13 protein-coding genes are annotated in these 21,237 nt (G+C 44.3%); 2 read left to right on the top strand and 11 right to left on the bottom strand.

The window, feature by feature from the left end; translation table 11 throughout:
• The first annotated feature begins 6 nt into the window (after positions 1-6).
• A complete protein-coding gene (locus tag QUA62_RS08040; RefSeq protein ID WP_333403366.1) occupies positions 7-1,839 on the top strand; it encodes a DUF6798 domain-containing protein in 1,833 nt (610 codons plus the stop codon).
• 136 nt (positions 1,840-1,975) lie between these two features.
• On the opposite strand, the gene QUA62_RS08045 is transcribed toward QUA62_RS08040, so the two are convergent.
• The 4 genes from QUA62_RS08045 to rfbC all read right to left on the bottom strand — a co-directional run bounded on the left by QUA62_RS08045 (position 1,976) and on the right by rfbC (position 6,359).
• Positions 1,976-2,950 (bottom strand): glycosyltransferase family 2 protein, encoded by a 975-nt coding sequence (locus tag QUA62_RS08045; protein WP_333403367.1) that lies wholly within the window; start codon positions 2,948-2,950, stop codon positions 1,976-1,978.
• 92 nt (positions 2,951-3,042) lie between these two features.
• Complete coding sequence (locus QUA62_RS08050; protein ID WP_333403368.1) at positions 3,043-4,833, bottom strand: hypothetical protein; 1,791 nt, start codon at positions 4,831-4,833, stop codon at positions 3,043-3,045.
• Between the two features lie 105 nt (positions 4,834-4,938).
• On the bottom strand, positions 4,939-5,811 hold the full coding sequence (gene rfbD / locus QUA62_RS08055; protein WP_333403369.1) for a dTDP-4-dehydrorhamnose reductase: 873 nt from the start codon (positions 5,809-5,811) through the stop codon (positions 4,939-4,941).
• A gap of 2 nt (positions 5,812-5,813) precedes the next feature.
• Positions 5,814-6,359 carry a dTDP-4-dehydrorhamnose 3,5-epimerase gene (gene rfbC / locus QUA62_RS08060; RefSeq protein ID WP_190656722.1) on the bottom strand — a complete coding sequence of 182 codons (546 nt, stop codon included), beginning with the start codon at positions 6,357-6,359 and terminating at the stop codon, positions 5,814-5,816.
• 49 nt (positions 6,360-6,408) lie between these two features.
• On the opposite strand from rfbC, the gene QUA62_RS08065 reads away from it, so the two are divergent.
• Positions 6,409-7,083, top strand: a complete 675-nt coding sequence (locus QUA62_RS08065; RefSeq protein WP_333403370.1) for a methyltransferase domain-containing protein — start codon at positions 6,409-6,411, stop codon at positions 7,081-7,083.
• A 100-nt stretch (positions 7,084-7,183) separates the two neighbouring features.
• Here the strand turns inward: QUA62_RS08065 and QUA62_RS08070 are convergent, their stop codons facing one another.
• From QUA62_RS08070 to QUA62_RS08100, 7 genes are all read right to left on the bottom strand, one after another.
• Positions 7,184-8,248 carry an NAD-dependent epimerase/dehydratase family protein gene (locus tag QUA62_RS08070; protein WP_333403371.1) on the bottom strand — a complete coding sequence of 355 codons (1,065 nt, stop codon included), beginning with the start codon at positions 8,246-8,248 and terminating at the stop codon, positions 7,184-7,186.
• A complete protein-coding gene (locus QUA62_RS08075; protein WP_333403372.1) occupies positions 8,241-9,002 on the bottom strand; it encodes a glycosyltransferase family 2 protein in 762 nt (253 codons plus the stop codon). Before QUA62_RS08075 ends, QUA62_RS08070 begins: the two co-directional genes overlap by 8 nt.
• Before the next feature lie 3 nt (positions 9,003-9,005).
• Complete coding sequence (locus QUA62_RS08080; protein ID WP_333403373.1) at positions 9,006-10,949, bottom strand: hypothetical protein; 1,944 nt, start codon at positions 10,947-10,949, stop codon at positions 9,006-9,008.
• A gap of 225 nt (positions 10,950-11,174) precedes the next feature.
• Entirely contained in the window at positions 11,175-13,175 is a 2,001-nt protein-coding gene (locus tag QUA62_RS08085) for a chromosome partitioning protein ParA (protein WP_333403374.1), read from the bottom strand.
• A 58-nt stretch (positions 13,176-13,233) separates the two neighbouring features.
• Positions 13,234-16,248 (bottom strand): peptidase domain-containing ABC transporter, encoded by a 3,015-nt coding sequence (locus tag QUA62_RS08090; protein ID WP_333403375.1) that lies wholly within the window; start codon positions 16,246-16,248, stop codon positions 13,234-13,236.
• A 131-nt stretch (positions 16,249-16,379) separates the two neighbouring features.
• Positions 16,380-17,129, bottom strand: a complete 750-nt coding sequence (locus QUA62_RS08095) for a peptidylprolyl isomerase (protein ID WP_190656712.1) — start codon at positions 17,127-17,129, stop codon at positions 16,380-16,382.
• A gap of 295 nt (positions 17,130-17,424) precedes the next feature.
• Positions 17,425-21,225: a glycosyltransferase gene (locus tag QUA62_RS08100; protein ID WP_333403376.1), complete on the bottom strand. Its 3,801-nt coding sequence runs from the start codon at positions 21,223-21,225 to the stop codon at positions 17,425-17,427.
• Between the last annotated feature and the right edge of the window lie 12 nt (positions 21,226-21,237).

Raw genomic sequence — 21,237 nt, forward strand, 5'->3', positions numbered from 1 at the left:
CCGTCAATGCAAAAACATCAAAAATCCCACTGGTATTTTAATCTATCTCTGTATACTTTTGTCATCATCGGTTCCCTGATGGCTACAGGCTATCTTTTCCCGATTGGAGGCAACTTCCCAGAAGTGCCGCCCATTCAATTTATGTTAAATCCTGAACTGTACAAAAATGACTATTACGTTCAGGAAATGGTTAAGTTTAATCCGAGATATTACTATTATTATATTATCTATTTGCTCGCCAACTTAGGAACAAGCATTCCCCTAGCGCACTTTATTTATCAATTCCTAGCCTTCGGTTCATTTATCTTAGCTTGCTACGCAATTCTCAATATCTATACTAATTCCAAACTGCCTGCGGCAGCGATGGCTTTTTTATGTATAGCCGCTTCATTTACAGATGTTGGTAACACCCTGATATTTTCGACCAAATCAGTACCCAGTACCTTCGCAATGGGTTTCGCAATCTGGGGAATTTACTTTAGTTTGCGCCAGAAATGGCTGACCGGATATTTATTTTTTGGGCTGGGCTGTTTGCTGCAATTTTTAGTTGGTTTGTTGCCGGGACTGATGATGGTTCCCGTTTTATTTATTGAATCTGTAAGACAGCGGAAGTTTAAAACATTGATTTTGGCGATCGCACTTTTAGCAGGAATGGCAAGTATCGTTTACGTACCGATGTTATTAACAGGTACTACCAGCACTCACACTATCGGCAACGCCGAGTTTGTCTACATTCATGCGAAAGTCCGCAACCCCCACCACATCCTCCCGTCAAATTGGGATGTCGGGAATTGGTTCAACTTTATATGTTTCATAATTGGTGGCTTGCTGTGCATCAGAAATTCCGATTTATTGCGAAAAGAAGACAAAGTTAATTTTTATATAATTGTTGGTACATCCATTTTTGGACTGTTTCTAAATTACATATTTGTAGAAATTTACCCGGTGGCTTTTATCGCCAAACTACAGTTAGCTAGAACCGTACCTTTTGCTCAATTAATTATATTTATTGCTGTTGCTTTGACGGTAGATCGACTTGACAGAGACAAACAAATAGCTGTTAGCTTGTTGATGTTAGCTGTACTAACTTTGCCTTTTCGGGGCATCATTTTCTTAGGATTCTCAGTTTGGCAAACAAAAAATTACGTATTTCCCAAACGATATAATATATTGTTGTGGATTTTAGCAGCAGGAACGGTAATTTTCAGCTTGATATATCCGGTGACTGATTCATGGGAAATAATAGGCGATCGAATAATTAGCATCCCAGTCCTTTTCTCAATCCTCGCCTTCCCATTTATTTTAGAACAAACATCCTTCGCTACATCTATAAAACAGACTCTTACTCACACATTAGCCTTAATAACTACCGCCACATTAGTTTTTGGAATAGCAGGTATTCTGCCCAAACCTATATTAAATGTATTTCAAACAAGAGTTAATATCAATGCTGTTCCCAGAGACGACTTAAGCAAATTAGCTGTGCGATTTTCGCAAAGTAGCAGCCGCGATTCACGCGTATTAATTCCCCCCTCAGTTACCAGCTTCCAGTTTTTCTCCGAAAGAGCGATTGTCGTCAACTTCAAGAACTTTCCCTTTACCGAAAAAGGCATCAAAGAATGGCAAACTCGCATGGAAACCGTTTTAGGGGTTCCCTTAAACCCGCAAATGATTTGGGGAGGAAATGACTTTTTTATCCGCCGCAGCAGTGCAGATTTAGTCAAAGTAGCCAGAAACTATCATGCCGATTATATCCTGACTCGTACTGACTGGCATCCAAATATTCAAGGGGAAATCGCCGACAAACAAGGCAAATGGATACTGTATAAAATTAGGTAATAGGTAATTGGTAAAACTTGTTAAATCTCAATTAGACTTTTATCTTAGTCTGCAGAGACAGACTTTGCTTGTCTGTAAGCAATTTCAAGATCCGATTTATCTGCGTTAATCAGCGTTAATCAGCGTTAATCAGCGGTTAAATATCAAAACCGGAATCATCAATAATTTCGCTAATTTGTTTGTCCACATAATCAGCATCCACATTCCGCGCCATCAACTCAGCTAAAATCCCCAAAGAAATCAACTGCACCGACAGAATTGTACACAAAATCCCAAAAAATAACAAAGGTCGATTCCCGATCGGCCCAAAATTCATCCCCGCCAAATTCAGAAACCAAATAATTATCAAATAACTCAGCGAAACAGTTCCAACCAAGCCAAAACACAATCCCAAACCTCCAAACAAATGACCCGGTTTGTGCAAATACTGCGTCGTGGCTAACACCGTCAACAAATCAATAAAACCCCGCGCATAGCGTTCCCAGCCGTAATTGGATTTTCCGTGCTTTCGCGGATGATGTTCGACAACTACTTCGCCAATTTTAAACCCTAAATTGTTTGCTAAAGCTGGAATGTAGCGGTGCAATTCCCCGTACAATTTAATCGACTGCAAAACTTCCCTACGATAAGCTTTAAAACCGCAATTCATATCGTGCATTTGCACCCCAGTCAGCAAACACGCAACGGCATTAAACAGCTTGGAAGGTAAAGTTTTAGAAAGCGGGTCGTTCCGCTGTTTTCGCCAACCGGAAACTAAATCAAATCCCGATTCTAAGTGATGTAAAAATTTGGGAATTTCAGCGGGGTCATCCTGAAGGTCAGCATCAAGAGTAAAGATAATTATCCCTGCTGCATTGCGAAATCCTGCTGAAAGTGCGGCGGATTTGCCAAAATTGCGGCGCATTTTAATCGCTTTAATTAGTTTGGGATGTTGGCTCGCTAAATCAGTGATTTCTTGCCAGGAATAATCGCGGCTACCGTCATCTATGAAAATGACTTCGTAATTGTCAATTCCGGTTTGGGACATGACAATTTGGATTTTTTCAAACAGCAATTTGAGGGTAGCTTCTTCGTTGTGAACTGGGATTACGAAGCTGAGATGTTTTGGCATAGGGCTATTCTATTTCATTGGTGTTGTAAATGAGGTTTTTTTATTAACCGCAGAGGGCGCAGAGGACGCAGAGGAGGAGAAAGAGAGGTTTTTTAGTTTTTATTGATAACTTGGGAGTTTCGCAAGGCTACCCAACCTTTGCGGTTTTTAAAGGAGGCATAGGCTGTCAATAATTTATCTGTTGGTGATGTTTGAATGTATCCTCTCCAAGCTGCGAATTCGTAGGAAGGGCCAAACAAGTTAACTAAATCTGGGCGCGGAAATCCTGACATGGCGAAACCTCGAACGACATTTTCTTGGTTGAGAATGGCAATACATTTTACATTGTTTTCGGGGTCTCCTACCCAGCCAATTACTCTGGAGGCGGCGGGCGCGAGTTTAGTTACTGTATCAAAAAATCCGGGTACTCCGTCTTTGGGCGCTGACAGTAAATTTGGGTCTATTTTGGTGTCTAATGCTGCACAGAAATTGTGTTTTTTGATGTCTCGGTTAAATGGCACTAAGTTGTTAGTTTTTAATGCGTCAATTAATCCGATAAAAGCGGCAGGTTTGTTGCCTACGCGGTCTTTAATTAGCGTTACGTCGGTGATGCCTAATTGCAGTGATAATGCTACTAACGGTTGATAGGTTGCTCTGCGGGCGATCGCCATTGCAGTTTCGCCTCCCACCCCGTACATAAAAATAATCGCGACTGTGGCGACTGCAAACAGCGGTGTCAGCCAACGCCCTTGAATTCTCGGTGTTGGCTGCAACTCGCGCACCCACAATACTGTCAGCACAATTGTGCTCATCCAAAACAAAGCTGGGAGTGTGGCGTAGCGGGAAGCGGTGGCCTGTTCGACGCCAAATCCCGCTCGACTAACCGCGGCCATTAACGCCGTTTGCAGCGTGTAAAGTTGGATTGATAGCCAAGGCAGCCAATCCGGGCGATCGACCTTTTTTACAAATAGCCAATAACCCACAAAACCAGTCACTGCAATCAAACCAATTATACCAATAATTGAAGCAACAATAATATTTTCGCTAAAAATTCCGCCGAGATAAGTGGGAATATATTCAAGAGTTTTGAGCGGGTTAATTTTAGTCAAAGAAGGGTGATGAGATGGAGTTTTATAAGTTAAAAAATAAATGCCAATCACGGCAATCGAAGCAATGAAATACAAATAAGTTATTCGCCGAGGAAACCGCAGCACAACAGCAGCCGCACACAATATCGGCCACAAAGCTAAAGGAGTGCTGTAACTAATACAGCCTAAAATCCCAAAAATAATGCTGCCAATTACCCACTTATTTTGTTTCCATTCTTCGTTACCAGGCTCTGCCGGGGAATGAAGATCCAGAGGCTCCGCCTCCCTCTTATTTAACAAAAGCGTCACATAGGATTGCAAACAAAATAGCGAACAAGTCACAAATAAATTAGCAATTATCCAGTGAACGCCGCTGAATCCCCGCATCCAATTGTGAGCCGCCGCCGGAGTAAAATTAAAAATAGAAATGCACAGAAGTAGTGAGATAAATTGCAGAGGAAAACGCCTCAAATTTAACGGAAGCAGAGCAATTAATACCTGGCACTGAATCCAAGCCAAGAACCAGGCAACTAAACATAAACCAATATTTGAACCTTGGGTGACAACTATATTCAAGCCATAAATAATTGCCGGAATCAAGACAAAATGCTCGTTGGCCCGAAAGATCCAATTAAAAGGATTTGTAGAGAAACCGTCTACTGAGTAAAAATTCCAGGTCATCCACCAATAATCAAAATTAGACAAGTCTCCCGCTTGCGATATCAAGTACAAAATATATGAGGCTGGTATTAGAATGCCGAAAACTGATGCGGCAATTAAAACATCTTGTTGCTTGATTTTCATGGATTCAGACATGGGGAGATTTTAATTAGTAGGAGCGGGTTTAGCCTAGAAACTTTGCATCTAACAGATGATTTCTGAGCAAAACCCGCCCTCGCGTTTTGAGTTTTCCTCAATTTTTTATTTCACTTCTCTTGCCAGCATTTGTCTGAGCCCTTGCCGCCAGTGGGGAGGATACGTGCCTAGAAGTGCTGATATTTTTACCGTAGAAAGGACAGAAAAAGCGGGACGTTTTGCGGGTGTCGGATATTCGGAGGTTGTGATGGGAATTACGCGCTGAATTTTTAGGGGAAAGCCGAGTTGTGCTGCTTCCTCAAAAATGGCGATCGCAAAATCGTACCAACTACAAACTCCGCTGTTAGTGTACTGGTAAGTCCCAAAACTTTCTGGTCCAAGCCGAGGAATAATTTGCGAAATTGCCTCCGCTAAATCGCCCGTCCAAGTAGGACTTCCGATCTGATCTGCTACTACTCGAATTTCTTCCCTTTCCTTTCCCAACCTCAGCATGGTTTTGACAAAATTACCTTTGCCGCCATTGCCGTAAACCCAAGCGGTTCTAATAATAATATGTCGGTTTCCCGCTTTCCGAATTGCTTCCTCGCCTGCTAATTTAGATTTGCCGTAAGTTCCCAGCGGGTTCGTAGAATCTGTTTCCAGATAAGCAGAACCGTGGCTGCCGTCAAATACATAGTCAGTGGAGAAGTGAATCAAACTTGCTCCCAGTTTTTCGCATTCTTCTGCGAGAATTCCGGGTGCAATACCGTTGACTGCGTTTGCTAATTCCGGTTCGCTTTCTGCTTTGTCTACCGCAGTGTAAGCACCCGCATTGACTACTAAATTCGGTTGAATTTCAGCCATTGCTTGACGGATGCTTTCGGGTTGGGATAAGTCGAGGTGAGTGCGATCGACCGCAATTACCTCTCCCGAAGATAATAAAATCGGCTGCAATTCTTGAGCTAGCTGTCCGCTGCCACCTGCGAGTAAAATTTTCATTGTTAAAAAACTTCAGCTTTTTTGAAGGTTTGTCCCGCTTGGTCTTTAGCTGATAAGATTGGTTGGGCACCATCTAGCGGCCAGTCGATCGCCAAATCGGGGTCATTCCACAGGATACACCGCTCGTGGGCCGGTGCATAATAATCTGTCGTTTTGTACAAAACTTCAGCCGTCTCCGAAACCACTAAAAAACCGTGTGCAAATCCGGCCGGTACCCAAAATTGCCGTTTATTTTCTGCACTCACCAAACACCCCACCCACTTTCCGAAAGTCGGCGAACTTTGTCTAATATCCACCGCTACATCAAATATTTCGCCAGCAACTACCCGCAGCAATTTGCCTTGAGGCTGCTGCAGTTGGTAGTGCAAACCACGCAGCACATTTTTAGAGGATTTGGAATGATTGTCTTGAACAAATTCTGCCGTCACGCCTGTTTTTTCGACAAAAGCTTTGTGATTGAAACTCTCAAAAAAGAAACCGCGATCGTCTCCAAAAATTTTCGGCTCAATGATCAGAACTTCCGGTATTTCGGTAGATATAACATTCATAGTTAGCTGTGAAAGTGATAAGCTCATACTCAGTCTAGGCTATTTTACTATGAAAACTGACACATATCTCAAAAAATTGTATGCCAACCGCTTTGATTCGCGACAAATGCAAGCGAAGGTCGCACTCTGGAAAGTTTTAATTGACGATTTTTTACAAAATTATGTTCCTCCCGACTCAGCAATTTTAGATATTGGCGGCGGTTACTGCGAGTTTATAAATCAAATTAGAGCTGAAAAAAAATGTTTGATTGACCTCAATCCAGATTCAAAGTTATTTGCAAATCCTGATGTGAAGGTGCTTAATATTGATGTCTTGAATTATGGCGATAAACCTGCTTTTAGCGAAGAATTTGACAGAATATTTATCTCTAACTTTTTTGAACATCTCCGCAATAAAGAAGAACTCATCCAAATTATTTCCTTTTGCTTTGAGGCGCTTAAGCCAGGGGGTTGCCTCTTAGTTGTCCAACCAAATTTTAAATATTCTTTCAAAGAGTATTACGATTTTATCGATCATCAATTACCAATTACCCACTTATCGCTGCAAGAACTGTTACAAACCGTCGGTTTTGAAATCGACCTAATTATACCCAGATTTTTGCCATTTTCGACCAAAGGCAGACCGACATCGCCCTGGCTTTTAAAACTTTACTTAAAATTACCTTTTTTGTGGCTGTTTTTGGGTGGTCAAATGTTTGTTAAAGCATCAAAAAAAAAACAATAGAGGCAGCTCCTCATGACAGGCATTCCCAGTCATATCCAGGCAGAGAGATACATCTGCGTTTATCCGCGTTAATCCCCCTGCCTCTGCGGTTAAAAAATTCCTACAAAATGGAACTTAAAACCACCTCATTAGCAGCAATCCAATTATAAATATCCTGCAAAGCTGCTTCCGGCCCAATAACAGGCCGCCATCCTGTTTTCTCCATCACCCTAGAAGAATCAGTAATAAAAATCGGAATATCCCCTGCGCGTTCCTCCAAAACAGGATTAATCGGAATCGATTTACCCGTAATCTTTTGGCACAAATCAGTTGTCTCAACCAAAGAAAGACTGTTGCTCAAACCGCCGCCAACATTAAAAACTTCGCCATCAAATTCAGGAAAATGTTCTAACTGATAATTAACTAACCTCAACAAATCTTCTACGTGCAGTAAATCCCTAACCTGCTTCCCACTGCCGCGAAAACCGATATAATTCAGCGACTTTTGAAAATAGTGAGCCGCCACCCACAAACCGCAAACTCCCTGATCGACTTTACCCATTTGCCAAGCACCAGTAATTAACCCGCAGCGGTTAATAATTGCCGGCACATTGTATGCTTCCCTGTACTCCTCAATCAGCAATTCCGAAGCTAATTTAGTTGCTCCGTAAAGCGAACGGTGTCCTTTTAATGGGAAGTCTTCTGATATGCCCAACTCGGATATACCGGGTAAAGTTTGCTCAGGGGCGATCGCAAATCTATTCGGCAACTCTAACAGTTTAACAGACTTGACACTGGCGATCGGATAAACCCGACTCGTAGACAAAAACAGCAAACTCGCACCCGTTTGTCTCGCCAACTCCAAAACATTCACAGTGCCCAGTAAATTCGTCTGCAAAACGTACTGAGGCGAACTAAAACCAGCCAGCACAGAAGGCTCCGCAGCACAATCTATAATGCAGTCAGCATTTAGTGCAACTGGATCTAAATCTGCCGCTGTGCGAATATCCCCGTAAACAAACTGAATTCCGCAACTTTTAAGCCGAGGCAGATTCAATTCTGAACCCCGGCGACGCAGGTTATCCAAACAAATTATTTGCCATTCCGGGTGCAGTTTCTTCAGGCCAATTGCCAAACAACTGCCGATGAAACCCGCACCACCAACAATTAAAATTCTATCAGGCATTCACTTTTAATTTTGCTATCTTTCTAGTCCGGTGGTAGTCGCCGCGAGAGAGATGTTTTTCCAGCCAGACATACAAGACAATAAACAAATACCGACTGCCCATCTCTTTTATTTTCAGCTTAGAAATACCAGCAGTCCGATTGTACCACCTCAGAGGAATCACCGTATAGGAAAAACCCCGGACAATTGCTTTTAAAGGCAGTTCCACTGTCAAATTAAAATGGTGGCTCAAAATCGGTTGCACGCCTTCAATCACTTCTCTGCGGTAAATTTTAAAAGCATTGGTGACATCGCTGTACCGCAAGCCGAAAATACTTTTGACAAACCAGTTTGCTAAGCGGTTAATTGCTAACTTGTGAATTGGATAATCAACCACAAAGCCACCTTTGATAAAGCGGGAACCAAAAACGCAATCATATCCTTCTTGCAGCTTGCGGTATCCTGCTACCAAATCCATCGGATCGTCGGAAGCATCCGCCATCACAATTGCTGCAGCATCTCCGTCAAATTCTGCCAAACCCCGGCGCACGGCAAATCCGAAACCATTCGGAGGTTGATTGTTGATGTATCTAACTGTGGGAAAAGTCTCTGACAACTCCTGGCAAATATCAATAGTTTGATCGACACTGTTGTCATTCACTATCAAAATTTCGTGCGGAATGCCTTCTAAATCGAGCGTCTGGGCGATCGCCCGCACAGTACCGTACAAACAGCCCTCCTCATTGTGGGCTGGTATAATCACAGAAATTTTCACTCCTCATCCTCCGCGCAACTGGACAAACTGGTTGTCCACAGGATTATACACCCAAGCTTTAATTTCAGTTTGGGCGATCGGCAAATTATTATCCGGCAAATCAACAGCCCACCTTGCATTATTGTATAACTCAGATTTTAAACTCTTAGCAATGTCCGGACTGTCCAAATTTACATAAGCGTTAGCAAAAAAAGATTTTTTGTCCCCGACAGATAGCAGTACAATATTCGGCTGTTGCAATTTTTCTGGCAAAACCGCCCAACCAGCAGCCTTGACAGCATCATTTTGCTTAACAGTCAAGGATTTATTGCTGGTTTGAGGTTTGTCTAAATAGCCGTACACTTTCTCGGTATTAGAAATAAACTCTATATTTTTCGCGAACTTGATCCAACCTATTTGGTCGATAATTGCAGCGCCTTCTCTTACCAGCCAAGTTTTTTTGATCAGCACCCTCAAACAGCTTTCCGGCGAATTTTTGAAAAAATCCGAGGGTTCCAGATAGTTAATTAACTGCAAACAATCTTGAGCGCCTTGTTTGTAAAGAAGTGCCGATCGAGTTTGGGCGATCGCCTGTTGAGAATTAACAATAATTGTAGCAATTAACACCCCTGCTACTACGCGATAAATAAATTTATAATTACTCCTTAACGTTGCTTGTGTTTCTTGATAATTACCTCGAACAAACAATTGCCCTAGCTGAACCAAAGCAATTAAGAGCAAAATCGAATTAGTGGTATATCTCGACGATTCAAGCGCCTGAATTGCCCCAAATTCTGCCCTCCCAGCCGTAATAAACAAAGAAGATAAAACCGAAAACAACCCTATTGACACCCAAGGTAAAGCCTGATATTGCAATCCTAAAGGAATTGTGGAATGGGCATCTTGCCGTAATCCTAAATGAATTGTGGGATGGGCATCTTGCCCGTCCAGCGTGGCAGCCTGAACCACGTTCATAACTGAGTTGGGATTGCTATAGCTTTCAGCAATATCATTGCTATCTGTGATTCCGAGGGGCGAAGGAATCGCCGGGAGTCGAGGTTGCTTTTGGAAGTTAGCATTCACAGATGAAGCTAGCGAACTTGATACAATTTTTTTTCCAAAATAAACTACAAAAAATATAAAATTTGCCAAAATTACCAATCCTACAAATGCCGAAATTCCCGGCGAGCGAACAATTGGCGAGCCCAGCAAGCTTAAAAAGTAATCAATAACCACAAGCGGCTTATTCAACAATGAAATAATACTTGCTTTCCGACTAGGATGATAATCTATTGAGTAAACAGCACAAGTTGCCACAAACAGCAGCATCCATGCGATCGCTCTTTTTCGTTTCTGCGCTGTATTTCCCTCCAAAGCCACCACAGCCGGAATCGCAGCCAACCAAGACAGCAAGCCTTGAGCGAGCGAAAAACTCGCAACAAAGCAGAAGACAGCAGCAATAGAGATTCTAATATTAGGCACTAATTTGTGAGGTGAAACCAGCGCATAAACCGCAGTTACAAAACACAAATTTACGAAAAACCAAGCTAATTGAAACCCCCAAAGCCAGTTTTCGTGCTGAACTAGAGAGAAAACCAAAATACAAGTTAAAATATTAGCTAAATGCCACAGATCATCCGCGATATTCTTAACTGGCATCGAGGATAACTTGTACATAGCGATAAAAGTTATCGCAGCCAAACCTATGCTGAGACACAACTGATAATTAATATTCCATCGGGAAGCAAAAGCCAGCACCGCAATAATTATTTTAGGGAAAAGTATGCGGTGGTTGCTGTGCAAAGCCCAAAAATCGTTAAACGTTACATTTCCCGCAGCTATTTTTTCAAAAAGGCTAGCTAACCTCCACTCGTCATCAACGGGAACGTTAACGCTAAAATTCGCTACAAATCCGATTAAGAAGAGGACAGGAATTAGATATAAAGTAAATAAGATGATTTTTTTCATGAAAGTGCGATCGCACCGATTTCCATCACCATTTTATATCAACCCGGCTTAAATACCCTTTATTTTTTTCTCAGCGAAGGACGTTCGGCGAAGCTCAGTCTAGCCGCCGACGAAAGTTAGACTTTTGAGGGGTTTTAACCACCTAATTTGATCGAGGAGGTAGTATTTACTTATAGCGGTAAGGTGCGCTAGGCGCACCCTACTTCTTGATAGCGGTTAATCGAATTACTTAATAGTCTTGAACGTATCCATTTTCCCTGTAAATCGGTTGATAAACATCTGCAAAACAGTCCGCTTGCCGATATTGATATTAGAACTCACGGACATTCCCGACTGCAAGTTAACCTCCACTTCATTTGCCTTGCCCTTGTTCAAAACAAACTTCTGATTTTTGAGCTTAATTTTGGTTTTGAAAGCGTAGTATTTCCGCAGTTCAGTAGGAGGCTCAGCATCGCTACTAATCTCTATCACTTCACCCTCAGCAGTACCAAACTCCATCGCCGGGAAAGCTTCTACATTCACTTCCACAGGCACGCATTGGTATTTCGTCAAACCCAGTTTCTCTCTGTTAACTTCCTTCTCTGGACAAACGCAAGTTTTACCTGTTTCGCAGTCAATCTTTTCTCCGTCTAATTGCTTGCCGTGATACTTCTCCAATTTGGCCCGCTTCTGTCTCAAAGCATCCAATACCAGAGCCACATTGCTGTTTTCCAGGTAAACAACTGCTTCCAGACCGTTTTCGTCATCCAAAACCTTGAGCAGCTTTTCAGTTTGCTGCGCTTCGTAATAAGCTTCTTCGCAGCGTGCTGGGCGCGGTTCGCCCGGTTTCACCACCGAATTAATAATGGATTGGCATATCGGATCTTTCGCCATATCCAACTTAGCTTTCTCCTTCGTAGAAGGCTTCAAATCAAAGATTACACCCGATACGGGAGCCTTCATCACTTGAGTGTCGCGGTTTTGTTGAGCCTTTTCTAGCTGAGCGTTCACCTCGGACAGCTTTTTCAGGTTTTCCACTTTGAAGCGACTTAGCTGAGAATCGCTGCTGGCAATTTGTTTCTGGTTTTCAGCAATTTTGGTATAAAGTTCTTTCGCCCAGGAATCCTTGGTGTTTTTTAACTGTTCTTGGGCGCGGTTGATAGACTCCTGAATGCGCGCTTGCTCTCCTTGGTGACGCTGTATTTCAGCAGTAATTTTTTGAATGTCACCTTGACGCGCGTTAATTTCGCCTCGGCGCGTATTGATTTCACCGAGGCGCGTGTTAATTTCGCCTTTGCGAGAGTTGATTTCACCTTCCCGCTGCTTGATTTGATCTTGCTGTTTGAGAACCTCGCTTTGGCCTCTGAAAACATCTTGTTCTTGACGTTCTTTTTGCAGTTCAGCAATGGCTCCTTCCTCCACCAAGGGGGCGAGTCTGCCTAGAATGTTTTGATTCGACTTCAATACTTGTTGGGATTTCGCTAACTGTTCTTGGGCCAAATCTTTCTGAGCTAGGGCTGATTTTACTTGCTCTTGCGAAGAAGCTAACTGCTGCTGAGCATAATTTAATTGGTTCTGGGCAAAACCCAATTGTTGCTGTGCCACTGTCATTTGATCGCCGGCGGCTTTCTCAGCATCCTGAGCTTGCTTCAGTTGTTTTTCCAACTCCTGAACTTGGCCTTGAGCAGCAGCAACGCGAGACAGAAATTCCGATCGATAATTAACATAAAGTCCTTGCTGGGCTGCATCAAAATTTCCGCTAGCTCCCCGATTGAGGTACAGTTCGTCAATCAAAGCTTGCAGCACTTGATTTTGTGCCGTGAGGCTCTGTCTGTCCTTGATTGTTGATTCTAGGTTAGAAGGAACAGGGCCTTGAATTTTGCCGTTGACAACATCTTCGTAAAATTTATTTTCCTTTTCCAGAGCTTCTTTAGTTTTCTGTATCGATGTTAAATCGGCACTAGGTGCAAGGGGGTTGAAAGTGAGCAGAGGCTGGTTTTTTTCCACACGATCGCCATTTTCAACGTGAAGTCTCACCACAGCGCCCGTAGCAGGTGCTTGGATGTCTCTAGCACCATCTTTGAGTTCTAATTGGCCGACAGCGGGGACAGCTTGCTCTACGCTAGCAAAATAAGCCCAAACTACAGCAGAAGTGGTCATCAGCATGATCATCCACAAAAACAAGTGCGACCAAATCGCTGGTTTTTCGAGAATGACTGGTTGCTCAGAAAGTATTAACGATTTCATAGCCATTTGTTAGTTCTCAGTTGTTAAGCGTTAGTGAGCAGTTGTGAGTTGTTAGATATCAGGTATTCGATGACTCTTGTTGTTGGAAGAGGCAGTAGTAACGCCCTTTGAGAGCCATTAATTCTTTATGAGTTCCCCGCTCGACTACAGAACCTTGATCCATCATAATAATTATGTCGGCGTTTTGGATTGTCGTCAGGCGGTGAGTAATGAAAAACACCGTGCGGCCGGCGAAAGCTTCTGCTAAGTTATTGCAAACTTGGCGTTCGGAATGGTAGTCGAGGGCGCTTGTAGCTTCGTCCAAAATCAGCAGTTTCGGGTTTTGCAAAATCGTGCGGGCGATCGCCAAACGCTGCCTTTGACCCCCAGAAAGCGACGAACCCCGCTCTCCGACTATCGTATTGTAGCCAGCAGGCAAGCCCATAATAAAATCGTGAGCTACCGCTAGTTTCGCAGCTCGCACAATCTCATCCGTACTCGCATCGGGATTGCTCAGAGCAATATTTTCCTGTACTGAGCAGTTAAACAGCAAAGTATCTTGCAATACCACCCCTAGTTGGCTGCGGAGCGAGTACAGTTCCACCTTAGAAATGTCGTACCCGTCAATAAAAATCCGGCCCGACAGCGGCGGATAAAGACGCTGTAACAGCTTCATCGCCGTACTTTTACCGGAACCGCTTCCCCCGACAATTCCCACAAAACTGCCAGCGGGAAATTCCAAATTCACATTAGCCAATTGCAGTGGACCGCTCTCTAGGAATCGGAACGAAACCTCCTCATAAGTAACCTGCCCTTGAATTGCCGGCAGCGGGATATTGCTGCGGTCTTCATCGCTGGTTTCCGTCGGAGTATCGACAACATCCTTAAGCATATCGATCGACATCGAGACTTCTTGGAAACTCTGCCACACGCTCACAAAACGCAGCAGCGAACCAGTCACGTTCCCGGAAATAATTCGGAAAGCAATCAACTGACCCAAAGTAATCTCATTTCCCAGTACCAAATAAGCTCCCACCCACAACTGAGCTAAGTTACCCACCTGGTTTAAAAAGCCGCTAATCGTACCGGCCGCAGTCCCCGTGATAATTGTTTTAAAACTGGCTGTAATGTATTTTGCGTAGCGGCTCGACCACTCCCATCGGGATTTCAATTCAATATTTTGAGCCTTAACAGTTTGAATCCCGCTGACTACTTCCACTAGATAAGATTGAGAGTCAGCAAAACGCATATTTCTCTGTTTTATCAGGCGCAGCACCAGCGGATTGATTAGAACAATCATCAGCCCCAGTATCGGTACCACTGCCAAAGATACAAACGTTAGCTGCACGCTGTAGGAGAGCATAACGGCGACGTAAACCACCGAAAATACCGCATCGAGAACCACTGTCAGAGCTGTACTCGTCATGAATTCCCGAATCTGGCCCATCATGCTGAATTTGTAAACCAGATCTCCCACCCGCCGATTGTCAAAGTAATTCTGGGGCAGCCGCAGCAAGTGGTCGATTACCTCCGCACTCAATTTGACATCGATGCGGTTTGAGGTGTCCATAAACAAAAAGGTACGCAAACCGTTGAGCAGTCCTTCAAACAGAGCAACACCTAACAGAAATGCCCCCAAAATATCCAATGTGTCAATGCTGCGCTGACCTAATACTTTATCAATGATTACTTGGCTGATTAATGGGTTGGCCAGACCAAATAACTGTACAAAAAACGAAGCAAGCAACACCTCAAAAAACACTGTCTTGTGTTCCATGAGGGCCGGCACAAACCACCAGAAGCTGAACTGCTCTTTTTGCTCAACTTGCGGAGCTTGCAGCAGCAGGACTTCTCCTGATTCTCCCCAGATTTCTTTAAACTGAGGTATCCGCTTCCGCATCAACCCTTTTTCGGGCGTGGCCAGCACCAATTCTTGCTCGGTAATGCTGTAAATAATGGCGAAGCTATCTTCCCATTTAATCATTACGGGGGCTTTGATGCGGTTGATGGCTTCTGCTGGCACTTGCGCCAATTGGGGCGTGAGGCCGATGCTTTGGGCGATCGCCCCGCAGGCTTGCATATTGATAGAACCAGCGGTTTTTAACTGATTTTCTAGAACTTTGCGGATGATATCTCGACGAAATTTTAGACCGAAATACTTGCTCAACATTTGGAAGCAAGCAAGCGGGCTGTCTATTTGCCCTTTGGCGCGGAAAACTGGGTATTTCGCCGCCGCCGCATCCTTTGGTTGGCCGCTTGGGGGTTCTGGAGGACGCTCTGGGGCGGGTGTAAGCACGATGACTTTTCCGCCGGGCGGCTTCTGCCCAGGGTCTGCTGGATCTGTCGTGCCATTTGATGACTCTGTTTCGGGTTGGGGTTCTGGGGGTTCCCGGAAGCCGACCAAGCGGGCGCCGAGGCGGCCTTCTACTTTTAAGGATTTGGCTGCGTTTTCCACAGAGAAGCGGCTGCCGGTGGGAAAGTCGCCCAAGACGCCGCTGCTGACGAGCCAAACTCGATCGGCATCTAGCTCTTTGGCGATGTCTTGAGTTTTTTTGTTGCCGTTTGGCACGTTGACAACTGCCGCGTCTTGCCAAGCTTGCAGGGTGAGTTCCTTGAGATTGGAAGTGCCGTCGGCTTGGCGCTGCAACTCCAGGCTCAACAGTTCAAATACTTCGCTCAAGGAACAGTGTTCGCGAAAGGCTTCTCCAAAGGTCGGCTGTTTTTCCAGTACGCTCAGGAAATCTTCGGCAGGTAGGACGATCGCGATCACATCTGTAGAGGCGATCGCCGTCTCGCAGGGAACTCCCCTGAGCAAGCCAGCCCAGCCCAGGATTTCCTTCGACTGCACCAAGCGTAAACTTACGTGGCGCTGCGAGCGCTGGTCAAAGCCCAGCAGCCGGGCCTGGCCTTGATAGATAATTGCCACCTGAGTCGGCATTTTTTCCCGTTCAAACAGGGGCTGCCCCGTCCGGTAGCCGAGGAGTTGGCATTTAGCCACCAAGGCTGACAGAGCCGTCTCTGAGAGTCGGTCAAAGGGAGGTGTTTTAGCTAGGAAATCCTGAATTTGGGAGAGGGAAACAGCGGAAGAAGTCATCCGATTTTAGATTTTAGATTTTAGATTTTAGATTGAATCCACAGATGAATCCGGAGGCTTTTTGTCAGGATGCTACGCTTTTTAAAGTCTCCACGGATAAATCCGGGGGCCCCAGACGAAATTGCTTTCGGTCATGATATTGAAGACACGGAAGAGAGGGGCTGTAGCGGGCCTATTTGCGATATCTGTTCGGCGAGCCAGCTTTCAAAGAGTTCGTTAATCAAGTGCAGCCGCATCGATTCATCGAGCTGGGCCGGCATGAACTTTTCTAGTCGAATAATTACCATCCATTCTGCCAGAGGACGTGGCGTCCAGAGTTGATTTGGCTGGCTGACGGACAAAAGTTTGCTGATTGCCGGGTGGGGCTGGCTGAGGGGTACTGGGCCCAACAAGCCGCCTGACTTGGACTCCGGCCCTTCGGAATACTCGCGGGCCACTTCTGCAAAGGTTTGTTCCCCTTCCAGGATGCGAAAGTAAAGTTCGTTTGCCAGTGCTGGATTTTTGGTGCGTACCAGGGAATAGACTACGTGGTCTAGGCTGGCTTTGCGGGTTAAAAAATAATTATCTACTTTAGGTCTCCAAGTGGCTTGCTTAAATTTTTCGATCAGCAAGGGCCTCACGGCCATCTCTTGAAGTTCTTCTTCCGTCATGTTTTGGCCACGCAGCCAAGCTTCTTTAGCTTCCGGGGCTGTCAGTTGGTGTTGTGCCAGAAAGTTCTCGACGGCGGATTTGCGTTCTTCGTCGCTGCAACTAAAGGATGCGATCGCTTGGTCTACTATTACACCCCGCAAGAATTGCGGCATTAACTGGTACCGCTTCAGGAGCGATGGCATATCCTGAGCTTGCAGTAATTTATCGCCTATTTGAAAAAGTCCTGTCATTTTTTTATCTCCAACTGACTTGCGCTTCCCCTTTTAATTTAGCTGTGGCAGGAAAAGAGCGACAACCACTAACCCCTCGATTCCCCGATGATAGCAGACCGTCAGTGGGCTAGCGCTATTGCTGTCTATTTCTTGACGTTCTGCCTAGCGAGGGGTTCCCCGCGGGTCTCAGAATGGTAGCGGGATGCGAGAGTTGGAGAGTGGGAAAATCTTTACTTCTGCCATCTTCCTTCTTCCCTCAACATCCATCCGTTAAATCCCGTACACTGCTTAGTTGCTGAACTTCCTTCTTCCTTCACTCTCGGAATAGTCTTTCAAAGAGTGTTCCGAGTTGGGTCGAGCAAGCGCGACTGTCGAGATATTTCGGGTTTGCCGCCATTTTTTTCTGGATTCGATCGCGGTAGTGCTGGCGCAGTTCTGGGTTGGTTCCCAGTGCTGTGCTGAGCTCTAAATAAGAGTTCTCGCTGTTTGCTACCAGTTCCGGAATTAGCAGTTCTTCGAGCACTGCGGCTGATTGTCGCGATCGAGTTGTTTGCCCTTTTCTTACCACTACAGGCAACCCCACCAACAGCGCTTCTGCCGCATAGCAGGCACTGCTGTATGGATAGGAGTCTAAATATATATCAGCCAATTCCAGACATTTTATGTAATCGGCGCGAGATGGCAGCGCTTTAATAACAACTAAGCGTTTTTTGTCAACCCCAAATTCGGCAAAGAGCGATCTAATTTGTTTGTAAAAAGGCACCGTCGGATAGTTTTCATTGCCGGAACTAAAGGGATACAAAACTAAAATAGAATTTGGTACCGCCGCAATAATTTTTGCCCAAGTTTCTCTCAATTCTGGGATAATTGTAAAAGCTTGAGCGCCGGACATGAACACTACAGATTCCTCGGTGGCTCCCCAACTGCTGCGAGTCGGTTCAACTTGGGCAGGTGCTGATTCTACACTATAGCTTAAACAAACTCCCGAGCCTTTTAAAGTAATTAATTTTTCGCGATACTCTGCTGCTGCATCTGCAGGCAATGTCAAATCTCCCGCAAGGAAATAATCGATATTTCGGGCGCCCGTGGTGGCGGGGGTTGATGCACCGGTAGCTATTTGCACCCGGGCTAGTCGGTGCAGGCACAGCAGCGCGCTTGGTTGGGAAGTGTCGGTGGTATTGGTGCAAATTAGCAGAATATCTAAATCGTGCGAGCGCATTTCTCGAACTTGATTGGGCAAATCTTCTGACAGTTGCACCAGTTTGTCGGCGCAATTTTCGCAATATTTCCTCAGTCGCTCGTCTTGTACCTGGAAATTATACACGATAATTTCAAATTTGCTTCGGTCTAAATATTCAAAACTCGGAATTGCAGCACGAGTCTCGGATTCATCACTAATTTTATCAAGTAAAAAGCCAACTCGAATTTTAGTTATTTCATGTCTTTTCTGAGGAAAATTCCCTTCTATTTGACAGCCGATATTTTTCAAATAAAATTCCAGAATATCAGCTCGCTGACTCAATACATTAAGCAGATTTGCCTCGCTCAAATACAAAGCTTGGAAGCTAACATCTTTCGCAATAAAAGCCGCCAAATAACGCCAAACTTCTGAATCTGGAAAACTCGCGATATTAGCCGCGACGTACTTGATTAACTGCTGGAAATATTCAGAGTACCTTTCTATTTCCCAGTTTTGTTTAAAATAACCGGGAGACTGAAATATAAATTTCAAAAAGTCGTCAAAAAACCACTGGGGAATCGCTGCATTGTTATACTCAAGTGGCAACTGATAAGCGTCGCGGTACAGCATCGCTGCGAGGAGATATTGAATCTTCTCGGCAATTTCCCCTCCTTCAGCAAGTTTCGAGGATAACTGCTGGACAAAACTTTGTTCTTCCTCAGTTAAAGTTTCATTTTTGAGGGCGCTATCTAGGAGCAATTTATGAGCTTTCCCCATGTCTTTCGAGTAAGCACTTTCAAATTTTTTCGATGGCAAATTCAGCCAATATTCAGCTAGCTGTTGGCGGTAGGGGCGCAGGGCGAGAAGAGGCTGTTTTGAGGGGAATTTATTGTATTGATCAAGCATTGCTGACAATTCCGATAAACTCGGCTGGGTTCTCAATGCCAACTTTTGGCGGATTGTCTGTTTGATTTGTTGATTCAAGAAACTGTAATCTGGACTATTTAGTAGTTTTTTGTAAAATCTGACTACATCCTTATGATTTTCCCCAGCCGCGAAGTTTTTCCAAGTTTGTTGTTCGGGATGAATCCGCAGTGAGGACAGTTTTTCGTCTACAAATCCGATATGATAGTTGCCCATGATTCGCCACCACATATCTAAGTCTACATACTGAGATAATCCCGAATCAAATAATCCTATTTCTTCAAAGACTCGCGCGGCAATTAAGACGGTACTAGGTTCGCCAATTTTGTTTATCGGGTTGTTCAAGCAGTTAGTATCTGCCAGTAATTTTTTTCCGGGCTGAATAGATTTTAAATTTGACCAACTTTTATGCAAATCTTTAATTGATTGGGAAGCTAGGCGCAAAATTGGGTTAGATTCATTGTCAGCTATGGTGATGCCACGCGGGGAGAAAACCATACCTATTTCTGGGTTTGGTTGGGCGAGGGCGACCATTTTTTCAATACATTCTGGTGCAAGCAAGTCGTCTTGAAATAAAAACTTAATGTATTGACCTTTTGCTTGAGATATGCAAAAGTTCCAGTTTTGTGATAAGCCGTAGTTGCGGTGCAGTACGATGCGGAAATCGACAGAGGTTTGGGATTGGAAGGATTGGGCGATCGCAACTGTTTCGTCTGTGGAACCGTCGTCGGATATAATCAGCTCTATGTTAGGGTAAGTTTGGGCGATCGCACTTTGAATCGCTTCGCCAATAAATGCCGCTCCGTTGTATGTGGGAATACAAATACTAACTAAAGGTCGTGCATTTTTTACTGTCGCCCCCTGAGAGGACTTTTTCCGTATTCCGCGCTCCAAGCTTTTGAAATTATCTGTAAGTTCGGCAATATATTCGAGACGGTTTTGAATTTTGCTCCCGACAGTTGGCGGATTCAGTAAAGTCTTAATTTCATCAGAAGCTCTTATTCCAACTTGCTGAGCTTCCAGGTAATTGTTGAAGACATGACGCATTAAATCAGCAGCGTGTTCGACATCCGGTTCGGCCCAAACATTGCCTTTTTTGTAAGGCCCGCAATCTTTCTCAATTGGGATTAACTTATACTTGACTAAATAGCTATTGCCGACATTCATAAATTCTGTATTTGATGAATAGCCGGTGGCAATTACGGGTTTCCCGTAAAACATGGCTTCAGCCATTGTTAAGCCAAATCCTTCGCAGCGGTGCAGCGATATGTAACAGTCGCAATTATAGAGCAAGCCGTTAAGTTTATTTTTGGACAGATACCCGTCTAGATGTTTGATATTTGAATTATTTGCTATGGCTGAGTTTAAGGAGGCTTGCTCCGCTGAAAATTTGTTGGAATTAGAAGATTTGATTACCAATAATACGCTGTTATCTTCCCCAAAAGCTTGTTTAAATGCTTGAATGGTCGCCAAAGTATTTTTGCGCTCAATGCGGCTAGAAAAGTCGAATACAAACAAGAAAATAAATTTATTTTTCGGTAAATTCAGTGCTTCTCTGTTCAGGGAAGGTGCGGGGAGAGCAATACTAGGCATGATTTTGATAACGGGAATTGGCGCTACTGCGGCAATTGCTTCGGCGCAATAGTTGCTGTAAGTCCATATTTCGTGAAAGTGATTAAATGCGGGCTGCCATTCCGGGGGAAAGGCGGGAAGTTCCCAGGCCCAAAAGCCGATGTTGTATTTGTTTTCAAAATAGGTGGAACCTGTATGTTTGATAAAGGTTGCAACTTCATCTGCGTTGACTTGAATTAAGTTTACGGGATAGGGATTATCTTGGCTAAAATTTTGATATGTGGTGTCTTTCTTGCGGTGGGGACTGCGGGTAAAATTGTTTATGGCGAAGGGAATCCCGGCGGCTTCTGCGGCCCTGATATTTGCTCGGACACCTTCTCCTATGCCAAATTCGCCGTTGATGTAGCCGGCGATGTTCATTCCTAGATTAGGGTTCATAGTTTCTAATGT

Source organism: Microcoleus sp. MON1_C1 (assembly GCF_036701945.1).
In the GTDB taxonomy this organism is placed as follows: Bacteria; Cyanobacteriota; Cyanobacteriia; order Cyanobacteriales; family Microcoleaceae; genus Microcoleus.